Annotated in this window: 29 protein-coding genes and 1 pseudogene; 14 read left to right on the top strand and 16 right to left on the bottom strand. The window is 62.7% G+C overall.

Annotated features, from left to right (window positions below; translation table 11 throughout):
• Positions 1–258: 258 nt before the first annotated feature.
• The 5 genes from NKJ90_RS15265 to NKJ90_RS15245 are packed head-to-tail and all read left to right on the top strand — an operon-like array spanning position 259 to position 4,967.
• Positions 259–597, top strand: a complete 339-nt coding sequence (locus tag NKJ90_RS15265; RefSeq protein WP_352486288.1) for a hypothetical protein — start codon at positions 259–261, stop codon at positions 595–597.
• Positions 598–618: 21 nt separating this feature from the next.
• Positions 619–2,667: a type IV secretory system conjugative DNA transfer family protein gene (locus NKJ90_RS15260; RefSeq protein ID WP_352486287.1), complete on the top strand. Its 2,049-nt coding sequence runs from the start codon at positions 619–621 to the stop codon at positions 2,665–2,667.
• Between the two features lie 7 nt (positions 2,668–2,674).
• A complete protein-coding gene (locus NKJ90_RS15255) occupies positions 2,675–3,757 on the top strand; it encodes an AAA family ATPase (protein WP_352486286.1) in 1,083 nt (360 codons plus the stop codon).
• On the top strand, positions 3,754–4,173 hold the full coding sequence (locus tag NKJ90_RS15250) for a hypothetical protein (RefSeq protein ID WP_352486285.1): 420 nt from the start codon (positions 3,754–3,756) through the stop codon (positions 4,171–4,173). The genes NKJ90_RS15255 and NKJ90_RS15250 overlap by 4 nt, the downstream gene beginning before the upstream one ends.
• Positions 4,170–4,967, top strand: a complete 798-nt coding sequence (locus NKJ90_RS15245; RefSeq protein WP_352486284.1) for a hypothetical protein — start codon at positions 4,170–4,172, stop codon at positions 4,965–4,967. Before NKJ90_RS15250 ends, NKJ90_RS15245 begins: the two co-directional genes overlap by 4 nt.
• Positions 4,968–5,366: 399 nt before the next feature.
• Here the strand turns inward: NKJ90_RS15245 and NKJ90_RS15240 are convergent, their stop codons facing one another.
• The 3 genes from NKJ90_RS15240 to NKJ90_RS15230 form a co-directional block, all read right to left on the bottom strand.
• A complete protein-coding gene (locus tag NKJ90_RS15240; RefSeq protein WP_352486283.1) occupies positions 5,367–5,663 on the bottom strand; it encodes a hypothetical protein in 297 nt (98 codons plus the stop codon).
• Positions 5,664–5,720: 57 nt separating this feature from the next.
• Complete coding sequence (locus tag NKJ90_RS15235; protein WP_023803002.1) at positions 5,721–6,044, bottom strand: DUF736 domain-containing protein; 324 nt, start codon at positions 6,042–6,044, stop codon at positions 5,721–5,723.
• 713 nt (positions 6,045–6,757) lie between these two features.
• A complete protein-coding gene (locus NKJ90_RS15230; RefSeq protein WP_352486282.1) occupies positions 6,758–7,123 on the bottom strand; it encodes a hypothetical protein in 366 nt (121 codons plus the stop codon).
• Here NKJ90_RS15230 and NKJ90_RS15225 point away from each other — a divergent pair.
• Complete coding sequence (locus NKJ90_RS15225) at positions 7,122–7,265, top strand: hypothetical protein (RefSeq protein WP_352486280.1); 144 nt, start codon at positions 7,122–7,124, stop codon at positions 7,263–7,265. The two genes, NKJ90_RS15230 and NKJ90_RS15225, sit on opposite strands and share 2 nt — an antisense overlap.
• Positions 7,266–7,484: 219 nt before the next feature.
• Here the strand turns inward: NKJ90_RS15225 and NKJ90_RS15220 are convergent, their stop codons facing one another.
• The 7 genes and pseudogenes from NKJ90_RS15220 to NKJ90_RS15190 form a co-directional block, all read right to left on the bottom strand.
• Entirely contained in the window at positions 7,485–7,994 is a 510-nt protein-coding gene (locus NKJ90_RS15220; RefSeq protein ID WP_352486279.1) for a GNAT family N-acetyltransferase, read from the bottom strand.
• Entirely contained in the window at positions 7,995–8,240 is a 246-nt protein-coding gene (locus tag NKJ90_RS15215) for a type II toxin-antitoxin system TacA family antitoxin (protein WP_352486277.1), read from the bottom strand.
• 193 nt (positions 8,241–8,433) lie between these two features.
• A pseudogene (locus tag NKJ90_RS15210) lies at positions 8,434–8,825 on the bottom strand (hypothetical protein).
• On the bottom strand, positions 8,815–9,075 hold the full coding sequence (locus NKJ90_RS15205) for a type II toxin-antitoxin system prevent-host-death family antitoxin (RefSeq protein ID WP_352486276.1): 261 nt from the start codon (positions 9,073–9,075) through the stop codon (positions 8,815–8,817). The pseudogene NKJ90_RS15210 and the gene NKJ90_RS15205 overlap by 11 nt, the downstream one beginning before the upstream one ends.
• A 62-nt stretch (positions 9,076–9,137) precedes the next feature.
• A complete protein-coding gene (locus tag NKJ90_RS15200; RefSeq protein ID WP_031259995.1) occupies positions 9,138–10,079 on the bottom strand; it encodes a DUF2493 domain-containing protein in 942 nt (313 codons plus the stop codon).
• A gap of 248 nt (positions 10,080–10,327) precedes the next feature.
• The gene (locus NKJ90_RS15195; RefSeq protein WP_023761798.1) at positions 10,328–11,371 is read right to left on the bottom strand and encodes a DUF7146 domain-containing protein; all 1,044 of its coding nucleotides are present in this window, start codon (positions 11,369–11,371) and stop codon (positions 10,328–10,330) included.
• A gap of 12 nt (positions 11,372–11,383) precedes the next feature.
• Positions 11,384–11,806 carry a hypothetical protein gene (locus NKJ90_RS15190; protein ID WP_352486275.1) on the bottom strand — a complete coding sequence of 141 codons (423 nt, stop codon included), beginning with the start codon at positions 11,804–11,806 and terminating at the stop codon, positions 11,384–11,386.
• Between the two features lie 185 nt (positions 11,807–11,991).
• Here NKJ90_RS15190 and NKJ90_RS15185 point away from each other — a divergent pair, with 185 nt between their 5' ends.
• The 3 genes from NKJ90_RS15185 (at position 11,992) to NKJ90_RS15175 (ending at position 14,104) form a co-directional block, all read left to right on the top strand.
• Positions 11,992–13,185 carry a DUF1173 domain-containing protein gene (locus NKJ90_RS15185; protein WP_352486274.1) on the top strand — a complete coding sequence of 398 codons (1,194 nt, stop codon included), beginning with the start codon at positions 11,992–11,994 and terminating at the stop codon, positions 13,183–13,185.
• Between the two features lie 336 nt (positions 13,186–13,521).
• Positions 13,522–13,644: a hypothetical protein gene (locus tag NKJ90_RS15180; RefSeq protein WP_280948961.1), complete on the top strand. Its 123-nt coding sequence runs from the start codon at positions 13,522–13,524 to the stop codon at positions 13,642–13,644.
• 244 nt (positions 13,645–13,888) lie between these two features.
• Positions 13,889–14,104, top strand: a complete 216-nt coding sequence (locus tag NKJ90_RS15175) for a KTSC domain-containing protein (protein WP_023761794.1) — start codon at positions 13,889–13,891, stop codon at positions 14,102–14,104.
• Between the two features lie 3 nt (positions 14,105–14,107).
• Here the strand turns inward: NKJ90_RS15175 and NKJ90_RS15170 are convergent, their stop codons facing one another.
• From NKJ90_RS15170 to NKJ90_RS15150, 5 genes are all read right to left on the bottom strand, one after another.
• Positions 14,108–14,290 (bottom strand): hypothetical protein, encoded by a 183-nt coding sequence (locus NKJ90_RS15170; protein WP_023761793.1) that lies wholly within the window; start codon positions 14,288–14,290, stop codon positions 14,108–14,110.
• Complete coding sequence (locus NKJ90_RS15165) at positions 14,287–14,472, bottom strand: DUF3606 domain-containing protein (RefSeq protein ID WP_023761792.1); 186 nt, start codon at positions 14,470–14,472, stop codon at positions 14,287–14,289. The genes NKJ90_RS15170 and NKJ90_RS15165 overlap by 4 nt, the downstream gene beginning before the upstream one ends.
• A 324-nt stretch (positions 14,473–14,796) precedes the next feature.
• Positions 14,797–15,306 carry a helix-turn-helix domain-containing protein gene (locus NKJ90_RS15160; protein WP_352486299.1) on the bottom strand — a complete coding sequence of 170 codons (510 nt, stop codon included), beginning with the start codon at positions 15,304–15,306 and terminating at the stop codon, positions 14,797–14,799.
• 72 nt (positions 15,307–15,378) lie between these two features.
• Positions 15,379–15,750 carry a hypothetical protein gene (locus NKJ90_RS15155; RefSeq protein ID WP_156938610.1) on the bottom strand — a complete coding sequence of 124 codons (372 nt, stop codon included), beginning with the start codon at positions 15,748–15,750 and terminating at the stop codon, positions 15,379–15,381.
• A 46-nt stretch (positions 15,751–15,796) separates the two neighbouring features.
• On the bottom strand, positions 15,797–16,009 hold the full coding sequence (locus NKJ90_RS15150) for a hypothetical protein (protein ID WP_352486273.1): 213 nt from the start codon (positions 16,007–16,009) through the stop codon (positions 15,797–15,799).
• Positions 16,010–16,134: 125 nt separating this feature from the next.
• Between NKJ90_RS15150 and NKJ90_RS15145 the strand changes: the two genes are divergently transcribed.
• Positions 16,135–16,425, top strand: coding sequence for a DUF1173 family protein (locus NKJ90_RS15145; RefSeq protein ID WP_352486272.1), 291 nt, complete (start codon positions 16,135–16,137; stop codon positions 16,423–16,425).
• A gap of 460 nt (positions 16,426–16,885) precedes the next feature.
• Here NKJ90_RS15145 and NKJ90_RS15140 read toward each other — a convergent pair whose 3' ends face one another.
• The gene (locus NKJ90_RS15140; RefSeq protein ID WP_352486271.1) at positions 16,886–19,036 is read right to left on the bottom strand and encodes a ParB/RepB/Spo0J family partition protein; all 2,151 of its coding nucleotides are present in this window, start codon (positions 19,034–19,036) and stop codon (positions 16,886–16,888) included.
• A gap of 664 nt (positions 19,037–19,700) precedes the next feature.
• On the opposite strand from NKJ90_RS15140, the gene NKJ90_RS15135 reads away from it, so the two are divergent.
• From NKJ90_RS15135 to NKJ90_RS15120, 4 genes are all read left to right on the top strand, one after another.
• On the top strand, positions 19,701–20,783 hold the full coding sequence (locus NKJ90_RS15135; RefSeq protein ID WP_352486270.1) for an ABC transporter ATP-binding protein: 1,083 nt from the start codon (positions 19,701–19,703) through the stop codon (positions 20,781–20,783).
• 36 nt (positions 20,784–20,819) lie between these two features.
• Positions 20,820–22,145 carry an ABC transporter substrate-binding protein gene (locus NKJ90_RS15130; RefSeq protein WP_352486269.1) on the top strand — a complete coding sequence of 442 codons (1,326 nt, stop codon included), beginning with the start codon at positions 20,820–20,822 and terminating at the stop codon, positions 22,143–22,145.
• 93 nt (positions 22,146–22,238) lie between these two features.
• The gene (locus tag NKJ90_RS15125) at positions 22,239–23,177 is read left to right on the top strand and encodes a carbohydrate ABC transporter permease (RefSeq protein WP_023761783.1); all 939 of its coding nucleotides are present in this window, start codon (positions 22,239–22,241) and stop codon (positions 23,175–23,177) included.
• Between the two features lies 1 nt (position 23,178).
• Entirely contained in the window at positions 23,179–24,072 is an 894-nt protein-coding gene (locus NKJ90_RS15120) for a carbohydrate ABC transporter permease (RefSeq protein ID WP_352486268.1), read from the top strand.
• Positions 24,073–24,201 lie beyond the last annotated feature (129 nt).

Genomic DNA, 24,201 nt, shown 5'->3' with positions numbered 1-24,201 from the left:
CAAAATGGGGTTGAAGAGACGCGCCCTGGCTGGCAAAGTCCGTCCGGGCTTGGTGGACGGAGAAAAGACGGAGATTCTCGTCATGGCCCGTACCTCGCTTGCCGAACGCATGAGCCGCCTGGAGCAGCAGCGGGCCAAGCTCGCCGAGCAGGAAGCCAGGCTCAAGGCGGACGAGCGCAAGCAGCGCACTCGCCGCCTCGTCGAGGCCGGAACCCTCATCGAACGGGCAGGGTTGATCGATCTCGAGGAAGCCGCCCTTTGCTGCTGTCGCTGGCCGAGAGCGTGCGCGACAGGACCAAACTCGCCGAGTGGACGAAGGCCGGCAAAACGGCGCTCGATCAGGAGACGGTTGGCAAAGACGCAACAAACGAACCGTTGACCGTCACCTTCCCCGCTCCGCTGCCGACCCCGTTCGTCACCCGCCTGCGCGGCGCCGGCCTGCGCTGGAACAAGGTCCTGCGGCACTGGGAAGGGCTGGCCGATCACGACGTCATCGCAGCACTGGCCGCCGAGCAGAACGGTACCGTGCGTCGCGTTCATCCCACGGCAGAGTTCGATGGGGAGCGGGATCGCGGCCGAATATCTGAACGCTCATAGCGCTGACGCCGGGGGACAAAAATGTTCGGTCGGCTATCCTACGATCTCGCCAAGACGCTGTTCAAGGCAGCCGTCGCCATCCTGCCGCTCGTCATCTGGTACCCAGCTTGGCGCTATGCCCATACCCTGTGGGGCGATTTGCTGATCGGTTGGTATCTGGACGGCTTGTCAGCCTCCTCGCTCCTCTACCGCTTCGCCTATTCCGCATGGCCGTCGATCGCGCTCATCGGTCCGGCCGCCACCATGAGCGCAGCGCTTCTTCTACGCCAATCCGGATTGGCGCTACCGACGACGTCGGCCGCTGGTATCCTCGGCATGGTGGCCGCAACCATTCTCACCGTCTGGCCCGAAGCGACACGGCTGCTCGAACTGCGGCCGGCCTATCCTTGGTCCGCCATTTTGAACGCGGCGGACATGAGCGTCTTCTATGCCGGTGCCGTCGGGTTTCTCGCCAGCGTTGCCGGAACAAAAATCCTGATGGGCGGGTCGTTGCGCCCACACTCCGTTGCGCCGATCGAACGCGCCGCTTCCGACATTTTTGGCCACGCCGACTGGATGGACATTCGCGAAGCGCAAAATCTGTTTGGTGGTGCCAACAGGTCGCCGGGCACAAAAGATCTAGGCGGCATCGTCATCGGCGAAGCCTACCGCGTTGACCAGGACGCGCCAGCGCGGCGCAGACAAAACTTCGATCCGCGCGATCAAAAAACCTGGGGCAAGGGTGGCAAGTCACCTCTGCTCACCTTCGACCTCTCCTGGGGCGGCACGCATGGCCTCGTCTTCGCCGGATCGGGCGCCTACAAAACTGTGTCCGTCTGCGTGCCGACGCTGCTCACCTGGCGCGGCTCGATCGTCACCCTCGATCCCTCCTCCGAGCTTGCCCCGATGCTGACCGGCGCGCGCACGGCCATGGCCCGGCGCGTCATATCGATTGACCCGATGAAGGGCACCGGAGCCTTCAATGCGCTCGACTGGCTGACAAAAAATTCGCCGCTCATCGACGGCGACATCCGCTCGGTCGTCGACTGGATATGCGGCGAGAAACACACCGCCACCCGTGATGCGCCGCACGGCGCCTCCGGCAAGGTCTTTTTCGAGGGCCGTGGCAAGGCCATCGTCGAGACCCTGCTTTCCGACATCGTTTTCGATAAAAATCTGCCCGACGACAAACGCAATCTCATCACGCTGGCGCAACGGCTCGCCTTGCCGGAGCAAAAAATGCGGGACGAGCTGGCGCGCATTTTTGAACACTCCTCCTCGCATCGCGCCCGCCATCTCGCCGGCCAGTTGATGGGACTGGTCGCCGAGACGTTCTCCGGCGTCTACGGCAACATGAGCGAGCAGACCGAATGGCTCGCCAATCCCGCCTATGCAAAACTGCTGTCGGGCAACAGCTTTCGCACTGCTGATCTGGTTGCCGGCAATCTCGACCTCTTTATCAACATCCCGATGAAGGTGCTAGAATCGACGCCGGCGCTCGCCCGTGTCGTTGTCGGATCGTTGCTGAATGCCGTCTATGAGGCCGACGCTGTGTTGCCCGGCGGACGCGTCGTCTTCCTGCTCGATGAGGTCGCACGTCTTGGCTACATGACATCCCTGGCCCGCGCCCGCGATGCCGGCCGCAAATACGGCATCACCCTGGTCATGCTCTATCAGTCCGAAGGGCAGCTCAGGGAGCAGTGGAGCGACGGCGGCAAGAGCGCCTGGTTCGAAAGCGCATCCTGGCGATCCTACGCCGCGATCGGTTCGCTCGAACAGGCTCGCGCTGTGTCCGAAGCGCTCGGCGAACATGGCGTCGTGCTGAACTCCGAGACAAGGAATCGCGGCAAAAGCGCAAAGCCGCTCGAGATCGGCACCGCCTCGACCGGCGCCTCGGAGCAAAGATCCGAACGCGGCCGGCGGCTGGCGACCGTCTCAGAAATTCTCGCCGACGCCCGGGCAGACGAGCAGTTCGTTTTCGTCCAGGGCCGACAACCGCTGCGCTGCGGCCGCGCGATTTATTTTCGCCGGCCCGAAATGGTCGCACGCGTCGAGAGCAACCGTTTCGCGCCCCAAAGCCAGTCAGGTTGAGCAAAAGATGCAGCGCGTTCTGGTCCCGATCATCCTTGGCCTTGCCGTTCTGATCGTCGTGCTTGCGCTGCTGGAAGCCTATTCCGGCGTCATCCTCCTCGTCGCGATGACCGTCATGGGCTGGCGGCTGGCGCATGCCGACAAATATGGCCTGCCGGCATCGCGGAAATTTTTGCAGGGGAACGATCGGCGAGACGTTGAAACCAAATCCGCTCTTCCCATCCGGACGTCAAAACATCGGCCGCTCGATGAGGTGCTGGCCGAACTCGACGCCATGACCGGATGGCGCTCCGTCAAGGCGGAGGTCAGGAAACTGGTCGCCGTGCTGCAGGCCGAGCAGGAACGTCGGCGCCACGGCATCAACACCGCACCTCCAAGCTTGCATCTGGTCTTCCTTGGCAATCCAGGGACCGGCAAAACTACGGCGGCACGTCTCATGGGCGAAATACTTGCAGCCCTCGGCCTCCTCAGATCCGGCCATGTCGTCGAGGCCGATCGGAGCCAGCTTGTCGCCGGCTATGTCGGCCAGACCGCGATCCTGACACGGCAAGCCGTCGAGGCAGCGCTCGATGGCGTGCTGTTCATCGATGAGGCCTACGCCCTGGTGCCGGAGGGACAAAAAAACGATTTTGGCCGCGAGGCGATCGACACGCTGCTGAAGCTGATGGAGGACCATCGGGATCGATTGTGTGTCATCGCCGCCGGCTACACTGGCGAAATGCGCCGCTTCCTGGATTCAAATCCCGGCCTGCGCTCCCGATTCACCAGGACAATCATGTTCGAGGACTATTCGGCTGAAGAGCTGGCGGGGATTTTTCGCAATCTCGCCGACCACGAAGGTTTTGTGCTCGACGCCGCGGCCAAGGCCCAGGCCAACCTTGCCTGCGTCCGCATGGAGGCGGAAGGTGGAGACCATTTTGGCAATGCCCGCGCAATCCGCACGCTTTGGGAAGGCACGCGCGAGGCGCAGGCCATGCGCCTCGCGACAAAGGGTGTCGGAAATGCCGGCCGCGACGCCATCATGACCATAGGGCCCGAAGACATTGAGACGGCGATGGCGACATACGAGCGGCAGGGGTCAACCACATGACGGATGAAACGCTCTTCTCATCTGTGCGAGCCACGCTTCTACGCTGGCTCAGACTTGTTCCCGCCCTGTTCCGGCGCGATCCGCTGTTCCGCTATGCCGCGATCGCCGCTGTCCTGGCTTCGATCTTTCTGGCTGTCAGTATCGGTCATGATGTCGCCGGCCAGCGCGACGATCGCCCCACCGACGCTGGAAAGAACGCCAGCACCCCGCCGACGGGTCGTGATAATTTCGAACAGGGCAATGCGTCTTCGGCCGCGAGATCGCAGACGGAACCGCCTGCACCTGGATCAACCTTGGAGCCGGCGCACGAGAAAACGCCTGCTGTCGCTCCAGGCCGGCCGCTACAGGGGATAGAAGTGGCGCCAGCGCCGCACGACAATTTTGGAACCGTGCCGATGGAAGGATCATCACCATGATGCAAAGAAAAAGTGTGGGCGGGCTGGCGCTCGGCATTGCGATCGCAGCATTGATTTTCGTTGAGGGCCCCGGCTTCGCCCTGGCGCAAGACCGGCAGCCAGAAACCCAGATGCAGTTGGACCGCATCGAGCGGAAACTCGATTCGCTGATCGAGCAGCTCGGCATCACCGGACAGGGGGGCGCATCGGCAAAGAGCAACGACAGCCTGCCCGCCACTGGCAACGATGCCGCGAAGCAGGCTTCCACCGAAGGTGGTGCGAGCCAAAGTTACCAGCGGGGCGCGCTCGCCATCGCCCGCGTCGCGCCAGCCAAAAAAGACAATCTTCCAGAGATCCCCGCCGACAGCGTCGGCAGCTTTATCTATATCGGCGGCGCCATTCCCCTCAGTGAGCAGTCACGCAACGGTGTGCTCTACACCGGCCTCACCTCAGTCGAACTCCAAGGCTGGCTGAAGATTGCTGAGCCCGGCCGCACGCAGCTCGCCGTGGAGTACCGCGCCACCACCGGATACAACGTCTTTGCCAAACCCGGCTGCATTGCCTCGCTCTGGCTTGAAGATCGCTCGATCGGCTCCCAGCACGGCGAAATCCCAATGCCTGCACGGGAGCAAAAAAGCGTCTCCTTCATCTTCGGCGCCGACCTTCAGCCCGGTCTCTACAAGCTTCGCGCCTGGCTGGCCTGCACCGAGCCGCGTGACCTGCGAGCCCTTTACGCCCAACTGCTCATCAAGACGCCTAGCGATATGAACCTGCGCATGATCGACAGCGGCGAATTGCTGCACCAGGGGTCGTAAAGGCCATGACGCGAACCAGAAAGGAGCACAGCCAATACGCCGTGGACAAGGTTTCGTCGAGGAGCAGGAGCCGAGTCCAGTCGCTCTCCTGGAGGCATTGAAACCGGTCCTGCGCGCTGCGCTGCCGCGCCATAGGCCAGAATGACGACGCTCCCAGCTGACAGTGGATCGGCGCCAGTCTGGCGGAAATCAGTTCCGCCGCCTATCGATTATAGCGGGCTTGGCGGTTCTCAATTCCGCAATCCTGAAAATCTCGGCCAGGCACTCCCTTCCGTTTCGCCGTCGACCGGCCGCACTGGCTGATAGACATTAGTCTCCAGCCACTCTGCATAAGAAAAGCCCGGCGACGGAGCGATCCGTCGCCGGGCTTTTTGGGACGCGTTCGACCAGTCGGAATCATTAAGGCGGCGCCCGATCAGCCATAGCCGCCTTGTCTTCGATGAGTTTCGCCGCGACATCGGCCGACAGCGGCATGAAGCCATAGCCGTGAGCGACGGCTGCGTCGTGAAGATCCTCAAGCCTCTCGAACGCGTGACCGTGAGTGCCGAGCCAGAGTGCAGGGTCGTCGGTCACGTCGTGCGGGAACGCTTGCAGGAAGTAGGTTCGAAGTGGCGGGTCGTAACCGATGACAGTGTCTGGATCCGAGCGGCCCCGTCCGCTGACGGTGCCAGTAACGGTGATGGTGTAGCGGCTCATTGCAACCTCCTTTTGCCGGTGGGGATCCGGCCCCGGAAGGGGCCGGCCACCGATGCCTCACTGGGGGTTGTTCCAGAGGATGACCTTCTTGTTTTCCTCGCCGCCCGGGGCGGGAGCGAGATTGCCGAAGATCACGCCGATCTCGGGGGCTTCCAGCTTGACCGAGAGGTACTCCTCGCCCGAACGCTGGGAGGTGCGGTGCCAGCCGGCTCCGATCTCGAAGCCCGTGCGCTTGTTGACGATCCGGTAGTCGGGCGCGTCCTCGCGCGACTTGTTGGTGTTCGGGATGAGGGTGATCGGGGCGTTGACCCGGAGCGTGGCAAAGACGCCTTCCATCGAGCCGTCGGCTTTGGTGGTGAGGTTTGCGATCGTGGTGGCCATGGTGGTTCTCCTTCGGTTGCATCGGGACCATTCCCGATGGCGCCAAAGGAGAGGACCCTCCTGCTGCGGTCATCTCGGTGAAAATTCTGGAAAATTCTATTTGCCGAAAAATAGCGGGCAGGCCCTTCGCCTGCCCGCAGACAAAAAACAGAAATCGAATTTTCCTGAATATTCGTCGAGTGTACCCCCAACGGGGGTTGACCGCACAAAGCAGGCGGTCGTCTACAAAGGCGACATGAAACGGGAATGGCCCCGGATGCGGCAGATGGACAAGAACTCAGGCCGCCATCGCTTGACGGCCGACGCAACGCTGCCGGATCGCAGGAACAGGCTGCAGCCTCTCCGGTCATGTCGTCGGCACCGCCAACACATCGAATAGCAGCCTGGCGCGTAACCGCCTTGCATGTTCGGTATGGCGGCATAGCGGTTTCGAGATCGGAGCCGGCTGGCAGCGAACTTCACGCCCCTCGCGGACGATGCCGCGAAGTCAGGTTGGATGACCCGGCAAGCCAGGATATTGTCCGGCACGCTTGCACCCGCTTGAGAGGCGAGAAGCGTCAAGATGATCATCCGCACAATGCCCCGCGGCTCTGCGCGTGGAGCGGTTTCGAGAGGGCCGGCCCTGGCTTTCGTACAAGTGGAGTAGGCGGCGCGGGGTCGGATCAAGCATATCGGATCGGACCCGCCGGGCTGTCGGCGGGACCGCGCGTACATCATCCTGGCAACGCCAGACGCTCGTCCGGCATCATGCGGGCTTCGGCTTGGCGGCGAATGTCTGGACCGGCATGGCGGAGCATGGCGCACCAGTCTCCCACATTGTACGTCGTCGCCATGCTGCCCCTGGCCAGATCGTAGATGACGCACGGCTTGTTCGCGATGGCGAGCCGAAGCACGTTGACGGCCGTGCCGGGCGATGCGCCGTCCCAGACCATCATGCCAAAGTCGGCGCGCCGCGCCATCTCCCGGTCCTTGGTGGCGTGGACCCAGTATCCTTCGGCACCCTCAGGAGAAGGAATATGGTAGGCTGCCCAGTCGCCGAGATTGTTGCGGGGTTCCTTGCCCGCATGGAAGACCCACATGGTCGTAGCCGTAGCCGGCGAGCAGGCCCTGCGCCTCGGCATCGGCTCCGGGCGCGTCGCCAATCAGCACGCCGTGCTCGGCAGCAACGATTGCGCCGATGCGAGCGATGGCAGGTTCCGGCAGCTCGAATATCTCGCGTGATCCACCTATGAATATCATCGAGATCGTGACTTTCCCTTCTCTCCAGCGTCTCCCGCCCGGCTCCGGCCGCCCTCTGCCTCTGGCCCTGCGCGAGGGATCGTCACCCGAAGGCCGAGACGGCGAAGCCGGCTCGGGGAGCGAAAGAACGCCGCGACGAGAGCCCGGCCGGCGGCAGGCCGGCGCGCCCGGACCCTGCCCGAGGCGCTACGCGCGTGGAGCTCAGTGGCCTTTGTCGGCCAGCCAGAGGCTCACGTCCTGGATCGAGCGCATGAGCCCCGCCGGATTGTCCCGCGCGGGAATGAAGCCCCAGCTCTGCAAGTAGCGCTCGGCCTCGGCGTCGATCGCCCGCACCACCACCGCGCGGCCGCCGACGATGTCGGCGCCGGCGACGCAGCGATGCTGCGCGTCCTTGACCAGGCCGCTGCCGATGCCTTGTCCGGCATAGCGGTGGTCGACGGCGAGTTGTCCGATCAGCAGGCAAGGGATCGGATCGGGCGGCCGTCCGGTGCGGATCGCGCGCGGCGCGCTGTTTGGCTGGATCACGTCCGGCGCGAGGCCGTAGTAGCCGACGACTGTTCCCTCGTCGTGAATGACCAGGACGCGGATAATCCCGCGGGCCTGGTTCCTTCGCGCGAAGTCGGCCAGCCAAGCGTTGAGCGCCGGCTTGCCGCAATCGAAGCTGTCGACGCGGCGCGCGTCGTCGAGGAGTTCGATGCTTGAAAGCGCCACCTAGCGGTCCCAGGGCGGGGACCGACGCAGCCGCTCGGCCGCCTTCGGCGGGGACGGAGCGGCCGGGGCTGTGATCGCCTGCATGAAGGCGTCATAGGCTTGCGGGGACACGCGGATGACGGTTTCGTTGAGGATGGCGGCCCGCGCCTCGTGGAGTGCTGCGCGCTGCATGAACTCCGCGCGCGACAGGCCGAGCAGCTCAGCACCGCGGTCGATGATGGTGAGATCATCGCTACGAAACCGCATCGACACGGATATCTTCCTATTTGCGGCGGCGGCCATGCTGCGTTCCTGTGCTGGAATTGAATACGTCGGCGCAAAGCAGCATGACACCGGATTTGCGCGACGAACATTCCTGTTCCTGCGACCGGCGTACAGGCATGCGGAAACGGCGGACTGATCCGATCCGACGCAAGCCCCCTGCCGCAAAAAGAGAACGTCAATCCAGACGGCTGACGCGGCGGCCCTCGCTGCGCGCTTCGATAAAGGCGGCTGCGATCTTCATCAGACCGAGGGGCTTACCGTCGGATTCGATGTACCAGTTCGGCAATATCGTACTTGTATTCGTCAACCACGATCCAACAGCGCTTGAGATCGGTCAGACCGGCGCGGCGGCACTCGATAGCAGAGACTTCCAAGCCGACTCGATCGGCGGGCGGTGGCTAGGTGGTTATCGCCAGGAGCGCGAGATGGGTCAGGCCGTCTCTTGCGCTGCGGACAGCAATGACCACGCAGGTCGGCCGGCTTTTGCGGCCTTCCGTTTCGCCGCGCTCGTGTTGCCATGCCCAAAGATACGGGTATCACCTGACCGGGCAGAAATCTACCGCTCATCATCGTATCCTTCCCCGCGCGCCAATCGGTCGATCTCGGCGTCGAAGAGTTCCGTGTGTTCCTCCGGCATCTCGGAGACACGGTATGCGCGGCGGGGATCGCCGCCGATGCGCATCCGTTCGTAGTGCTCGTAACTCATCAGCACGAACCGGGGTTTCCGGTGCTTGGTAAGAATAACGGGTTCGCGGCTGGCAACGTCGGTGACGTCGCCAACCTGCTTGTTGAGATCCCCCGTCGTGAACTGACGCATGGCTGGACTCCTTTTCGATCTCTATATTATCCAGATTTTCTGGATTTGGAAGAAAAGGGCGCTCACGCGCCGCCCTCCGCGAACCGCCAGACGGGAATGCCGAGCCGACGGGCCTTGTCGGCGAGGTTGTCGGTGATGCCGGAGCCGGGAAAGACGATCAGGCCATAGGGCACCACCGAGAGAAGCTGGTCGTTGCGGCGGAACGGAGCCGCCTTGGCGTGCCGGTTCCAGTCCGGCTTGAAGGCGATCTGGGTGACCTTACGGTTCTCGGCCCAGCAGGCGGCGATACGTTCGGCGCCGCGCGGGCTGCCGCCGTGGAGCAGGACCATGTCGGGATGCTTCTCGCGGGCCTTGTCGAGCGCCTCCCAGATCCGGTCGTGATCGTTGCAGTCGAGGCCGCCGGCGAAGGCGATCTTGGTGCCGGCAGGCACCAGCACCTCGGTTTCGGCATGGCGGCGGGCGGCGAGGAAGTCTCTCGAGTCGATCACCGACGCGGTCATCGCCTGGTGGGAGACCTTGGAGCCGGTGCGCGGCCGCCATGCCGATCCTGTTTGTGCCTCGTAGAGGTCGGCGGCCTCATCGCGCATGATTTCCAGCACGTTGCGGCGCTCGATATAGGTGATGCCTTCCGCGGTCAGCCGTTCCAGCTCGACGGACTTCACCTCCGAGCCGTCCTGCTCCTGCTGGCTCAAGCGCTGGGCCTCCTCATTGCGGTCGAGGCTGCGGGCGACGCGCTCGGCGGCGCGGTGGAAGACGTTTGCGAAGGACCAGAGCAGGTCGTCAAGATCGGGTTCGAGCCTGGTATCGCCGAGCATGCCCGCAAAGGTCTCGACGATCCCGGCGAGGCCGGCCCGGATCACCTCGTCGTCGGGAAGGGGCCGAGGGTCGGGATCGTCCTGATGCGGGCGATAGCCGTACATCTGCAGTTCGAGGATGACGCGGTCGGTCGGCGAGGACACGTGGAAGGGCTCGTAGGCGTCGTCGAAAGGAAGCTCGTAGGTCATGGCGTGTCTCCGTCGGTTGTGGCCGCGCCTATCGCGGCCTGACAGCGCATCCCGGCCGCGCCGCGGGCGCGGGCCGCACCGAAGGCCGAAGCGCGAGCGGAGGACGGCGCAGCCGTTGCGGCCGTGACCGGAGGGTGGCAGGGGTCGCCTCTCGGGCAGGCCGCGGGCGCAGCCTCTCCGGCGGACCGTCGCCATGCCTGCAAGGCTTCCGGTGACGCCGACCGTGCCCGCCTGCCGGCCCCGCCCGTTCATCCTGGTGGCAGGAAGAGACGGGCATCATTCGGGACGAGCTGATCGCTTAGCCATGCGGCGAGATGAGCTGGGCCGAGATGGCGCAGATCGTCGTTGAAGTCGCCGAGCTGCGGCCGCAACACCAGGGCGAGGATTCCTGACTCGCCTGCGCGCTGGCTGAGACGTTCGATGCCGTGCCGGCCGGCGGCGTCAGCGTCGGCCGCGATGTAGAGGCGGCGGCAGCCGGGGGGAAGCCTCAGGCCGGCAAGGTGATTGGCCGAGGTGGCCGCGGCCACCGGCAGCACCGGCATCACAGTCCGTAGCGAGGCGATCGTCTCGAGCCCCTCGCCCGCGGCCATGACCGGGACGGGCGCTCCGGGCAAGTGGCCTAGCCAGATGCCGTTGCCAAGGAGATCCCCCAGCGAGCGGCGTGGATCCGCGAGTTGCGCCTTGCCCTGACCCGAAGGATCAAGCCAGGTGCGTTGTAGGCCGGTGATCTGCCCGTCGAGGCTGGTGACAGCGGCAATGAGCGCAGGAAGAGTCTGCGTCTCGCCCGTTACGAGATCCCTGTAGTAGCAGCCGGGATGGAAGCGCAGCGCGGGCTCATGCGCGGAAAGCAGGATGCCGCGGCCGGCGAGGTATCGTTCGGCCAACGTGCCGGCGATCGGCTGCGACATGGCGAACAGGCGACGCGCGGCGTCAGGCGAGGCGGGTGCCGCGGCAGGCTGGCGTTGCGCGCCAGGAGCTTGGGGCGGTGGCGGCGGCATAGAGAGAAAGCGACGCGCTTCATCCGCGATGTCACGGAAGTCGACGAGGCCGCAACTTTCACGGATGACATCGAGCAGATCGCCAAATTCAGATGTCGCCTCGTCGACCCACCTACCCGCCGGGCCATTGGCGTTTGCCCTCAGCCGCACATGCATTGAGCGACCGCGCGTGTTGCGGACATCGCCGACGATCCAGTGATTGCCGGAGCGATGGCCGTTGGAGAGATATTCGCGGCACACTGCCTCGGCGTGTTCGCCAAGGCGGCGCGCCAGCTCGGAGGCCGAGCCGGTCATGATCGCCTTCCCTCAAAGCGCGAGATGATCGTCGATATGGGCGGCGTCGTAGCGCGAGACGGGGATTTCGGAGCGTCGCGTATGGGTGGGAAGAAGTTCGGCGATGCGCTTCATCATCGCCAGCGTTGCCCGCGGCGTGGTCGACCGGGACAGGATCGGAGGGCCGAACCGGCGCAGAAACAGCACCTGGGCGGTTTCGAGCGCCTCATAGGCGTCTTTCCAGACCCAGGACCCTTGCGCATCGCTGCCGCCAAAACTTGTCGTCATGGCGGTGCGCAGTGCGGCGGTGGTGACAGGCTTGCCGTGTTCGAGGAAAGGCAAAACCAGCGTTCCCGCCTGATGGATTGCCTGGGCATTGGTGATGGAGGCAGGCGTCGGCGCGTCGAGGGGAGCAGCAGTCCGGGCAACGGCCGGTGTGGTCGAAACAATGTTCATGGAGATGTCCTTCGCGAGAGGGGAGTGGCGCCCGCGCCGGCACTCTCTGCGCGCCAGCCGGGCCGCACTGCTCCCGGCTCCCCTCTGCCTCTCGCGCCGATGCACCAAACGGGTTGCACTCTGCGCAAAGCCATGACTTGAATGCGCGCACAGGGATGCGGCGGCGACCTGGAGCTGCGGAGGTGATGCGACGGTTCAGAATTGGCAGTGAGGTCTACGAGGAGGGAGCGCCTGACCTGCAGGCGGCGCTGGCGAACGCCCATGCCCGCACCGAGCGCCCGCTATGCCTGTGCCGCGAGCCGGGCTGCCCGATGTACATCGCCCGCATCGGCGGCCTTCACCTGATCAAGCGCATGCCGCTCAGCGGCGGCGGGCATGATCCCTCCTGCGATTCCTACGAATCGCCTTACGAACTGTCCGGCCTGGGCGCCTTGATGGGCAGCGCGATCCAGCTCGATCCGCAAAGTGGCTTGGCGGCCCTCAAACTGGACTTCAGCCTGTCGAAGACAGGGAGCCGAGTAGCATCCGAGCCTGCTGGCAAGAGCTCCGCCAGTGCAACCGGAGACCCCAGGAAGATGTCGCTGCGTGGCCTCCTTCATTATCTCTGGCACGAGGCCGAATTGACCGTCTGGACATCCCGATGGGCCGGCAAGCGACATTGGTGGAATGTCCGCTGGCATCTGATCGAGGCTGCCGGGCAAATGACGGTGAGGGGCGGACGCCTCGCGGATATCCTGTTCGTGCCCGAGCCGTTTCGCGCCGAGAACAGGCAAGCGATCGAACATCGTCGCAATGCGGCTCTCGGCATGGCGCTCCCGCCGAAATCCGGCCCACGAAAGTTACTCGTTCTGGTCGGCGAGGTGAAAGAGATTGTTTCTGCCCGCTCCGGTCAGAAACTTGTCATCAGACATTTGCCCGGCTTTCCCTTTTACATCGACAATGCATTGGATCGGCGTTTGCAGATGCGTTTCGAGAAAGAATTGTCACTGTGGGGAGCGGATTCCAGTTCACATTTGATGGCGATCGCGACGTTTGGACTGAACGCGGCCGGCCTCGCCATTGTCGAGGAGGTCGCGTTGATGGTGGTGTCCGAGAACTGGATTCCTTACGAGACGATCCCGGAGAAAAGGCTCGTCGACGCGCTCGCCCGCCTTCGCGAGAAAAGCGTGAAGGGATTGCGCTACGACCTGCAAACCGACCAGCCGATCGCCAACGCACTGCTCCAGAACAGGGACGAGCCGATAGCGCTCTTTGTCGTTCCGGCCGGAGCGCACGAGACCTTCGAAGCGTCGCTTGAGGAAATGATGGCCGCGCGTCCCGAGATCGGCTCCTGGGTGTGGCGGGTCGGCGAAGGCGATATGCCGCCGCTACCGCCTTGAGCGTCGGACGGAATGTCCCAATCCGAATGCCGAGCTTTGCCGCTTGGGCTTCGCCTGCTGTTCCGCGTAGGCGCCGTGGCTATAGCGTGCCAATCGAGTGACTGGCCATGCTGGACCATCCATGCCGCCCGCTGGCCCCGTCTGCGCGCCGGGACTCTCCGACTAAACGGCAATAGTGAGGCCGGGTTACGAACGTGCACTGCATGGGTATCGAGGCGGAACGCGTCGACCGCTCCTACCGATCGCCGGCCGCACGGCTATTCTCAATTCCTTGGCGCCATGGCAGTATTACCTGCTCTCCGGCGCATCGATGCCGTTGAAGCGGATGCGCTGCCCATGGACGTCGATCGTGCCGCCGTCGACGACGGAGGCGATGCCAATGATCGGTTCCGGCTTCGCCCGATCAAGTTCGACACGTTGAACTCGGGCAGGCTGTCGCCGTTCTGCATGGCCGCTTGAAGGGCCAGCGCGCCGGCTGCGGCGATGGTCCCGGCACGCTCACCAATCGTTGGGTGCACGAAGCGCTTGGCACTTGTGCGGTTGCGCCACTTGTCGAACGGGTGTCGTGCCGTGATCTGTGCAAGCCCTTCTGCCGGGGGAGAATGCGCCCAAATGCTGTAGTCCAAACAACGCGCCGAGGAACGTTAATGCAATCGCGAAGTTGATGCACAGGCGCGTGGTTTCGTAAAAAGAGCAAGGGTCTATGCCCTCCACCTCGATAAGCAAAACAGACTATGATCCGGAGAGCCGTGTCTTGTCCGTGTGGTTTGTCGCCAGTGGCAAGCGCTACGAGTTTGAAGGTGTGCCGCCGGAGACTTTTGCGGCGTTCCGGGCAGCCTTCGCCAAGGGCCGCTTTTTCAACGACCACATTCGAAATCACTTCCGGTATCGTCGAATTTCAGGCGACGACGAGCGCTGACCGCTAGGCGTCTGGATCGAGCGGCTTGTGCCACGGCTGCTCGTGCCAGAGCACTTGTCGGAGGTCGCGCCGGTCGACCGCCTGGCCACACACCGGGCACGTGTGGAAATGGTCGCGCTCGTCGGCTGGCTCTTTCCCATGCCGACTGCCGATGATCGGCGGCCCCAAATCGGAAAGCTTCGTCACCCTCGCAGCTTCCTGGCCTCATGCGCCAAGGTTTTGCGGTCGTTGCCATGCTCGCCGATCAGTTCCCGAACCTGCTCGGGCGTAATTCGGTGCTGCTTGGCGAAGTAGCGGACCTCATAATCCTCGTCCGCGGACACGCGATCGCGGTCCCGGAAATCTCGCTTGTATTTGTGGTCGCCCATCGCTGTTCCTCCTGGTGAGGAAAACAGCGACGCGGCAGGAATGTTCCGCATTGCTTTTTCAGCAAGTGCTAACGGAACGCTTATGGCTGTGCGATATCAGCAAATTGTTGGCTGGAGTGCTTGTACGTGCCTAACTCCGCTGGCGGCGTCCGGTTGTCCTTCATTCGTCCGATTGAGCCGGAGCTGGTCGAGCAGCCAAGGGCGATGGCCGGGGCCACGAAGTTCGACGGCCACCGGACCCAGGCCATCAAAGATGTTGACGGCAAGACCCGGCATTGACTGAACCTCGAAATATCGGCCGCGCGACGATAAGCCTTGTACTTTTCAACGTCGTGGCAAAGGATCAAGCAAATCGGTAGGGCTCGTCCCTTCATTCCGCCCTTGTGATTGTTGCGCTCGACCGGCTTCTGCCGAATGCGGCCCAACGTCCTTGAACCGATTACGTCGGACAGCATCTTCCGAGAGATTGGCCAGCGATAGCCCTTCAGCGGTGAAGATCACACCTGCAGCTTCCAAAGCTCGTCGAATGCGAGCGAGGTTGCCGGCACGTGGAACCCTGTTGCCATTCTCAAACTCGCGGATCGTGTCTTCGCTGACATCGGACCTGCCGGCTAGTCGCGCACGAGACCAGTTCAAGAGGGCCCGTGCTGCTCGCGACTGCTCTGATGTAAGGATTTGCACAACGACCCTTCCCGCCACTGACCTCCCGCAGAACAGCGTAACGGGCCGAAGGTTCCGACAAATTTCATCAACTGCTAATGGAACGGAAAACTGTCCTCGCCGATGAAGCAAATGAGCAAATCCGAGAGCTCTATCGCGTTTGGAGGTAGCCATGCCGTCGGTGAGATTGCGACTTAAGTCCTGTGCTGAACGGCAAAAGTCCCAAGCGCGAAACATCAGGGTCGGTCACTCATTGAATGCCTGCCGGCGAACATGAGTCCCTTCATCGTCGGTTGTTGAGCGCCCGTCATTGTATGTCCCCGAGTGGCGGGTGCTCTCATTGGAGGTCGGATGCTGCCTGGTGAGATCATCGCGAACACGTTTGCAACGCTTCTCCTGATCTGCGTTGTTACCGTTGTGCTCTTCCTTTTCGGAAAACCACTGTGGCCTGAACAACAGGTCCGGATGGTGATAATCGTACCGGTTGACAGGACGACCACGACGGCGATTGCGAACACCCAGGTTCAGCTGCCTCGCAATTTCGATCTGAGCAAAGCGATGCCGAAACCAGAGCCGCCTCTTGGTTTCGCAGATCGTTAGACTCGTCGCAATGCGCATGCCGCGGACGCATTGCCAATCACAGTGGCGGGGGCGCTTCTGGCCATTAGGTCCGGTTGGGATAGGCGCGTTTCGCCTGTGCGCTCTTGCAGAGCTGATCCAATTTGTCGCGGATCCGATCGTTATCAAGCAATAGCTTGGCGCGTGGGAATCCTCTTTTGCGAAGCTCCCATTCGATGACCTGCCACCCTTCGTAGTCGCCAGATTCCGCAAGCTTGCCGGCCTCGCGCCACATACGCACGTCACGCTCTCGGGACATGACTTTTCTCCCGTGCTCTTGCGCCGAGCATACTGCTGATCGGAGCCAATATGCGAAATGCCTATCGCGTTCCGTCAAGGCAGCCGGATCCCGAGGGCCGACCGCTGCCTGCGCGGATTGCTTGGTTGGCCCGTCAGCCGCGTGAGACGGTGCCGGAAAAGAGGCTCGTTGACGCGCTCGCCCGCCTTCGCGGGAAGACCGTGAAGGGATTGCGATATGACCTGCAGACGGACCAGCCGATCGCCAACGCTCTGCCCCAGAACAGCGACGAGCCGATAGCGCTCTTTGTCGTCCCGGCCGGTGCGGACGAAGCATTGGAGGCTTCGTTGCAGGATAAGATCGCGAACCGACCGGAGATGGGTGAGTGGACCTGGCGGATCGGTGAGGAGGAGATCCCAGCCCTTCCATGGCTGTGAACGGCATCTCAAATTTCCATCAATGTCGTGAATCGATTGGCGGCAATCGATTCAGACAATGCATTGGACAAGGAACCCTGCTGTCTTGGACCATGACGCTATGGTGAGGGGTGACCAGCGATCGTCCTTTTCGGTGAGCATGCTGCGGGTTTGCGAAGATCCGGGGCGTAAGCGCAGTCGGCGGCTGATCGTTGTAAACATTGAACTCGCTATGCCATTCGACCTGTCCGAATCCAGCGTTGCATCGGCGAGCGAAACTCTGGAGAGTTGGCTTTCTCATCGGCGTCCGCCGGGACGTCACCCCGGTCGATGGTTCATTTGACCAACTTCTGTTCCAGTCGAACATGTCGATCCCCGTGAAAGGAGGGCCCGGGCACGCTATGGCGGTCCCGGGCTTGAGAGTGAGTTACAGCCGGAAAGGCCCGGCGGAATGCCGGGCCCGGTGCGAGCGTGAGGCCGATTATTCGGCGGTCTGGAGGTGGTCGGCCTTGTCGCCGTCGATGGTCACCGGCTCATCGCGGGACGGATCCGCATCGTCGGCGAGGAAGGCCGGCAGCTCGGTGGCATCGCCGTCGAGAGCTGACTCGTGCGACATGTCGTCGGCGACCGCATCGCCAGAATCGGTAGCAATTTCATCGACCTCAACGCGCAGCGGCTCTGGAAGCCAGTTGGACCCTTCGAGAAAACGGGCGGCCTCACGCGCCATGCTGTCCTTCTTCATGTGGTCGATCAGCTGCGCAGATTCTATGCCACGAGCTTCACTGACAGCCTGTAGAATCCGCGCTTTGGTGAGCCTCCCGAGGAACTCGACCGAAGGCGTCCAGCCGGCGTTGACCATGTCGAACTGGAGCGAGCGGCCAAGCATGTCTGCATGCTGGAGCGCCTTCGCTCGCCTGTTCCAGGGTTCGACCACCGCATTGAGGGTTAGCGAGACGCAGTGCGCCAACAGCGCCTTGCGGCTTGCGTCGTCGAGGCCGAGAAGGAAGTCCCACAGGCCTTCTGCCTCATCGGGCAAATCGCGATCCCACGCTTCGTGCCGCTCGGCGATCTCCTTGGCCCAGGGCGTCTCAGCAAGACCCTCGACCTGACTGAAGCTGCCGCTCTTCAGGCTGATCTCAATGCAGGTGTCCGGCGCGAAGCGATAGAAGACCTGCAGGACGAAGGCGTGGAGTGCGGCGACGAAGGCCATGTCGACGTCACCGGCGAGTGCGTTGCGCAGTGCCAGCGTCCGCTGCGCGGTCAGCTCGAAGACGAGTCGATCAGGCAGCGGCTTGATGCCATCGTCCTCGCTGTCGTCACTAGCGCTGTCGTTCACTGGATTGCCGTTGACGACAACACCATCGCCACAGTCGTCGCCACTGGATCGGGTTCCGCGGTCGGCGCGTCCTTCCTCGCCCTCATCGACGTCGCCGGTTTCGGTCCGCGGCTCGTCCTCCGATCGCACGAAACCGGCATCGACTTGAAGCTGACCATTCGCAGCGAGGGTCACGAACACACCGGCAATGGCCTTGTGGGCGGGATCGTAGCTTTGGGGACGATCATCGATCGCATCGAGCTCGGCACCCAGCTGGTCGAGCTTCGCCTCGATCGCTTCGTCGGCATCGTCGGCCTTGGCATAGTCCGCATCCAGCTTGTCGTATTCGGCCTTCAGCGCATCGTAGCGTTCGATCTCCCCGGCGCTGAGTTCCTCCGCCTTGGCATAGATGCGCCGCATGCCGGAGGTATGGCCGTAGGGAAAGCTAATTGCCGCCTCGACCCATTTCCACCCTTCGGCGCGAATCGCCTCGGCATCCATCTTCAGCTTGTCGAAGACGAGCTGCTCGAGGAGCGCCGCATCCTGGAACCAGCCGCCGGAATCCTGCTCGAAGAGATCGCGCAGGATGACGCCGCCGGCCGCCTCATAGGCCCCGGCACCGACATAGACGGCCCGGCGATCATCGGCCCGGACCGTCGTCTCCGTCAGCAGGCGTCTGATGTAGTACGGCTCCTGCATGTGCGAGCTGGCAATTCGCTCCCAGACCTGCTCCTGGCGCGCGTGATCGTCCGAGATCGAGAAGGCCATGATCTGTTCGAGCCGGATTTCGTCCTTCTCGTAGAGGTCGAGCAGCTTGGGTGAGACCGATGCCAGCCGCAAGCGCTGCGTCACCGTGGCTGGCGACACGAAGAAGCGCGCGGCGATCTCTTCCGGATCGAGGCCCTGATCGCTGAGTGTCTTGAACGCGCGAAACTGGTCGAGCGGATGAAGGTCTGCACGACGCAGGTTCTCTGCAAGCGAGTCTTCTTCGGCCGACGTCTCGTGCCTGCGGTTGACGATGCACGGGATCAGCTCATTCTTGGCCAGGCGCTTCTGCTTGATGAGGATACCGAGCGCGAGATAGCGCCGGCCGCCGGCGGGCACTTCGAACGTGCCGGTCTCCTCGCCCTCGCCGTCGAGCACGGGCCGAACGTTCAGGCTCTGGATCAGCTTCCGCCGTCCAATGTCTTCGGCCAGTTGCTCGATCGACACGCCGTCCTTGATGCGCCGAACATTCTTCTGCGACAGCATTAGCTTGTCATAGGGAATATTCTCGGCGGCGTTCATCGCGATCTTCTGAATGGCGTTCTTTGCCATGGTCTGGTTCTCCGTGACGGGCGGCCCGGGGCCTCTCCCTGAACCTCCAAACCCGTCTAGAAACTCCCTCCCTCCTCTGTCTCCAGGCCTCACGCCGCCGCCTGCCGCCTGCCGCCTGCCGCAGATTTTGATGGGTCGAAATGATGATGCCCGCCATGGTTTTGGCTTGCTGATCTCTTCGCGACGACGACGCCGAGGGCCCCAGGGTGTTGGCGTGGTCCATCTCCCGGCACATGACCGTCCGGAAAGAAAAGGCGCCGTCTTCGTGCTTTTGAGGACGGAGCTGGGATTAATGGAGATGACAGATGTGCGGCCGGCGCGCGGAGGTCCTCCACGCCAGGCGTCGGAAGGATCACGCAGCGAAATCGAGCGACGCGAGCCTTCAAAGACCTCGCTCAAGCGTAAGCGCCTCAAAGCCCTCATGAACCCGACCTACCGCCAAGCCGTCCTTGCAGGTTAACGATCATGATTTCGCCCTGTGCATGGCCGCTTTACAGGTGGAATTGGTAGCGCTACGGTTTCAAAGTCGCGTGACCCAGGGGGATCTGGGGCAGACGTCGCCGACGCCAGTGGTGGATTGCCGCACTGCCGGCATCCGTTTCAAACCACACCTGGTAGAAACGGCTCCCCGCGACATTCGCAGGGGACCATCGGGAGGAGTTCGATGGCGTCTGTCGCGATTGGCGATGTCTACAAATCGTTCGGGGCCACCGAGGTCCTGCATGGTGTCAGCGTCGATATAGAAGACGGCGAGTTCGTCACGCTGGTCGGACCGTCCGGCTGCGGGAAATCGACACTTCTGCGGATGATTGCCGGCCTGGAAAAGATTTCGCGCGGCCATATCTCGATCGGCAGCCGGATCGTCAATGACGTTGCTCCGAAGGAACGCGACGTGGCCATGGTCTTCCAGAATTACGCGCTCTATCCGCATATGACGGTTGCGGAGAACATGGCGTTCTCGCTCATGCTCAAGGGTGTTCCGAAGGCGCATAGCGATGCAGGTGTCAAGCGGGCAGCCGAAATCCTCGGGTTGGTTGCTCTGCTGTCGCGCTATCCGCGGCAGCTTTCAGGCGGCCAACGTCAACGCGTCGCCATGGGCCGCGCGATCGTGCGCAATCCGCAGGTGTTTCTGTTTGATGAGCCGCTCAGCAATCTTGATGCCAAGCTCAGGGTGCAGATGCGCGCCGAGATCAAGGAGTTGCACCAACGGCTGAAGACCACGACCGTGTATGTCACGCACGACCAGATCGAGGCCATGACCATGGCCGACAAGATCGTGGTCATGCATGACGGTATCGTCGAGCAGATCGGGCCGCCGCTGGAGCTCTACGACCGGCCGAACAACCTGTTCGTCGCAAGCTTCATCGGTTCTCCCGCCATGAACATGCTCAAGGGAACTATCCTGACCGAAGGCACGCAGCGCTTCGAGGGCGAAGGAGGGATTTCGGTGCCTTTGTCCGGGCTGTCCTCCATCGGCAATGGCGAGCCCGTCGTGCTGGGGATACGGCCCGAGCATTTGCGGCTGGACGACAATGGCATTCCGATCACCGTGGTGGTGATCGAGCCGACCGGCTCGGAAGTACAGATCATCGGCCGGACGGCGGGAGGCGAGGACGTCGTGGCCAATTTCCGGGAACGCCATTCCTTCGCGCCGGGAGAAACCATCCGGTTGTCGGTCGAGCCTGGTCTCGTTCATCTCTTTCACGGCGAAACCGGCAAGCGCATCGATCAGCCCCCGCAGCGGTAAGCGACACGCAACGAGGAAAGACAGGAGGAAACGAGCATGAAATTCACCAGACGCGACGTGATCCGCACGACCGCCGGCGCCGCCGCTGGCGCCTTGGGGAGTCGGTTCGTCGGCTCCCCGGCCTTTGCTCAGGAGGGCTTGAAGTACAAACCAGAGGACGGCGCGAAGCTCAGGCTGCTGCGCTGGTCGCCTTTCGTGCAGGGCGACGAGGACCAGTGGCTGAAAAACACCAAACGGTTTACCGAAGTGACGGGGGTGGAGGTCCGCGTCGACAAGGAGAGCTGGGAAGACATTCGCCCCAAGGCTGCGGTCGCCGCCAATGTCGGCTCCGGTCCGGACGTGATGTTTGTCTGGTTCGACGATCCGCACCAGTACCCCGACAAGCTGCTCGACGTGACGGAACTGGGCGATTATCTCGGCAAGAAATATGGCGGCTGGTACGATGGGCCGAAACAGTATGCAGCGCACGAGGGCAAGTTCATCGGCCTGCCTCTGGCCACCATCGGCAACGCCATCGTCTACCGGGAAAGCTGGGTGAAGGAGGCCGGTTTCGCGGAGTTTCCGAAGGACACGGCCGGCTTCCTCGAGCTGTGCAAGGCACTCAAGGCCAAAGGCCATCCGGCCGGCTTCACCCACGGCCATGGCGTCGGCGACGGCAACAACTACGCGCACTGGCTGCTGTGGAGCCATGGCGGCCAGATGGTTGACGAGAAAGGCAAGGTCACGATCAACAGCCCCGAGACGCTCAAGGCGATCCAATATGCGCAGGAGCTTTACAAGACCTTCATTCCCGGGACCGAGAGCTGGCTCGACGTCAACAACAACCGCGCCTTCCTGGCCGGCGAAGTGAGCGTCATCGCCAACGGGATTTCCGTCTACAACACCGCCAAGGTCAACAAAGACAAGGATCCGAAGCTGACCGAGATCGCCAAGGACATGCGCACGACCAACATGCCGATCGGTCCGGTCGGGAAATCCGTCGAGCTGTTCCAGGTGACCACGGCCGTCATTTTCAACTACACGCCCTACCCCAACGCGGCGAAGGCCTATCTGCAGTTCATGTTCGAGGATCCGCAAATGTCGGACTGGATCACCTCCTCGGCGTGCTACTGTTGCCAGACGCTCAAAGCCTTCGCCAACAATCCCGTCTGGAAGGCCGATCCGAACAATGCGGCTTACGCGAAGGCCTCGGAGACGCTGCGTCCCAACGGCTATGCCGGGCCGCTCGGCTACGCCTCGGCCGCCACCATGGCCGACTATGTTCTGGTCGACATGTTCGCCAAGGCCGTGACTGGCCAGGCCACACCGCAGGAAGCGATGGAAGAGGCGGAAAAGCGCGCCAACCGCTACTATCGCGTTTGACCACAGCTGAGCCGGGCGGCCGACCGCGCTGCCCGGCTCGGTTTCGGCGGCGGCTTGCACCGCCATGCAACCAGACTTCACAAGGAGCCACCCATGGCCGTGAATTCCGCTGCGGTTCGGCCGCGCCCGTCGATCCTGTCGCGTCTGGCCGAAAGCCGCAATGTCCTCGGATTCGGCTTCATGCTGCCGGCGGCGGCGTTGCTGCTGGTTTTCCTGACCTACCCGCTCGGGCTCGGCGTCTGGCTCGGTTTCACCGATGCGCGCATCGGCCGCCCCGGCATCTTCATAGGCATCGAGAATTATGAATATCTGTGGAGCGACAGCGTCTTTTGGCTCTCGGTCTTCAACACGCTGCTCTACACGGTCAGCGCCTCGATCCTGAAGTTCGTGCTCGGGCTCTGGCTGGCGCTCATCCTCAACCAGAACCTTCCCTTCAAGTCGTTCTTTCGCGCGGTGGTGCTGCTGCCCTGGGTGGTGCCGACGGTGCTTTCGGCGATCGCCTTCTGGTGGATCTACGATTCGCAGTTCTCGATCCTGTCCTGGGCGCTGCAGCAGATGGGACTGATCGACCATCGCATCAACTTCCTCGGCGACCCGACCAATGCCCGCGCCTCGGTCATAGCCGCCAATGTCTGGCGCGGCATTCCATTCGTCGCAATCACTCTGCTCGCCGGCCTGCAGACCATCCCGCAATCGCTCTATGAGGCCGCCACCCTCGACGGCGCCAGCCGCTGGCAATTGTTCCGCCACGTGACCCTGCCGCTGCTAACACCGATCATCGCCATCACCATGACTTTCTCAGTATTGTTCACGTTCACCGATTTCCAACTGATCTATGTGCTCACTCGTGGCGGCCCGGTAAATGCTACCCATCTGATGGCGACATTATCCTTCCAGCGCGGCATTGCCGGAGGCCAGCTCGGCGAAGGCGCGGCAATCGCCGTCGCCATGATCCCCTTCCTGCTGGCGGCGATCCTGTTCAGCTATTTCGGCTTGCAACGGCGCAGATGGCAGCAAGGCGGCGGAGACTGACATGACCGCGATCAAGCAAGCCGAGCGCATTGACACCGACGAAGGCGGCATGGGCTACCTGCAAAGCCTGCCGCGCCGGGTGGTGACGGTCTATCTGCCGCTACTAGTGTTCATGATCGTGCTCCTGTTCCCCTTCTACTGGATGACGATCACGGCGATTAAGCCGAATGCCGAGATGACCGACTACGCGAACCACAATCCGTTCTGGGTGGTTCATCCGACATTGCAGCACATACGCTATCTGCTGTTCGAGACCTCCTATCCTGGCTGGCTGCTCAACACGATCATCATCTCGACCGCCGCCACTTTCCTGTCGCTGTTGGCAGCGGTGCTGGCGGCTTATGCGATCGAACGCCTGAGATTTTCGGGCGCGCGCCAGGTCGGCCTCGCGGTGTTCCTGGCCTATCTTGTGCCGCCTTCGATCCTATTCATCCCGCTGTCGCTGATGGTGTTCAACCTCGGCCTCTATGACACACCGTTCGCGTTGATCCTCACCTACCCCACCTTCCTCGTCCCGTTTTGCACCTGGCTGCTGATGGGCTATTTCCGCTCGATCCCGTTCGAACTGGAAGAATGCGCTCTGATCGACGGCGCGAGCCGCTGGCAGATCCTCACCAAGATCGTGCTGCCGCTGTCAGTACCTGGCCTGATTTCGGCCGGCATCTTCGCCTTCACGCTATCCTGGAACGAGTTTATTTACGCGCTGACCTTCATTCAATCGTCGGAAAAGAAGACGGTACCGGTCGGCGTGCTCACCGAGCTGGTTCGTTCCGACGTCTATGAGTGGGGCGCGCTGATGGCAGGCGCGCTGATCGGCTCGCTGCCGGTGGTGGTGCTCTATTCATTCTTTGTCGAGTACTACGTTTCCTCAATGACGGGCGCGGTAAAGGAATAACGTCGTGCGACCGAACCTCAGCGCTCGCGAAGACGATGATCCCATCGTCGCCCGGGCAACAACGCCGATGCCCCTGCCAAATTGCAATCGTCATTTCCTACCTCTACCCAATCAGGAATGCGTCGGGCG

The organism is Mesorhizobium sp. M0051 (assembly GCF_040323235.1).
Classification (GTDB): Bacteria; Pseudomonadota; Alphaproteobacteria; order Rhizobiales; family Rhizobiaceae; genus Mesorhizobium.
This window is presented reverse-complemented; position numbering and strand designations above follow the sequence as displayed.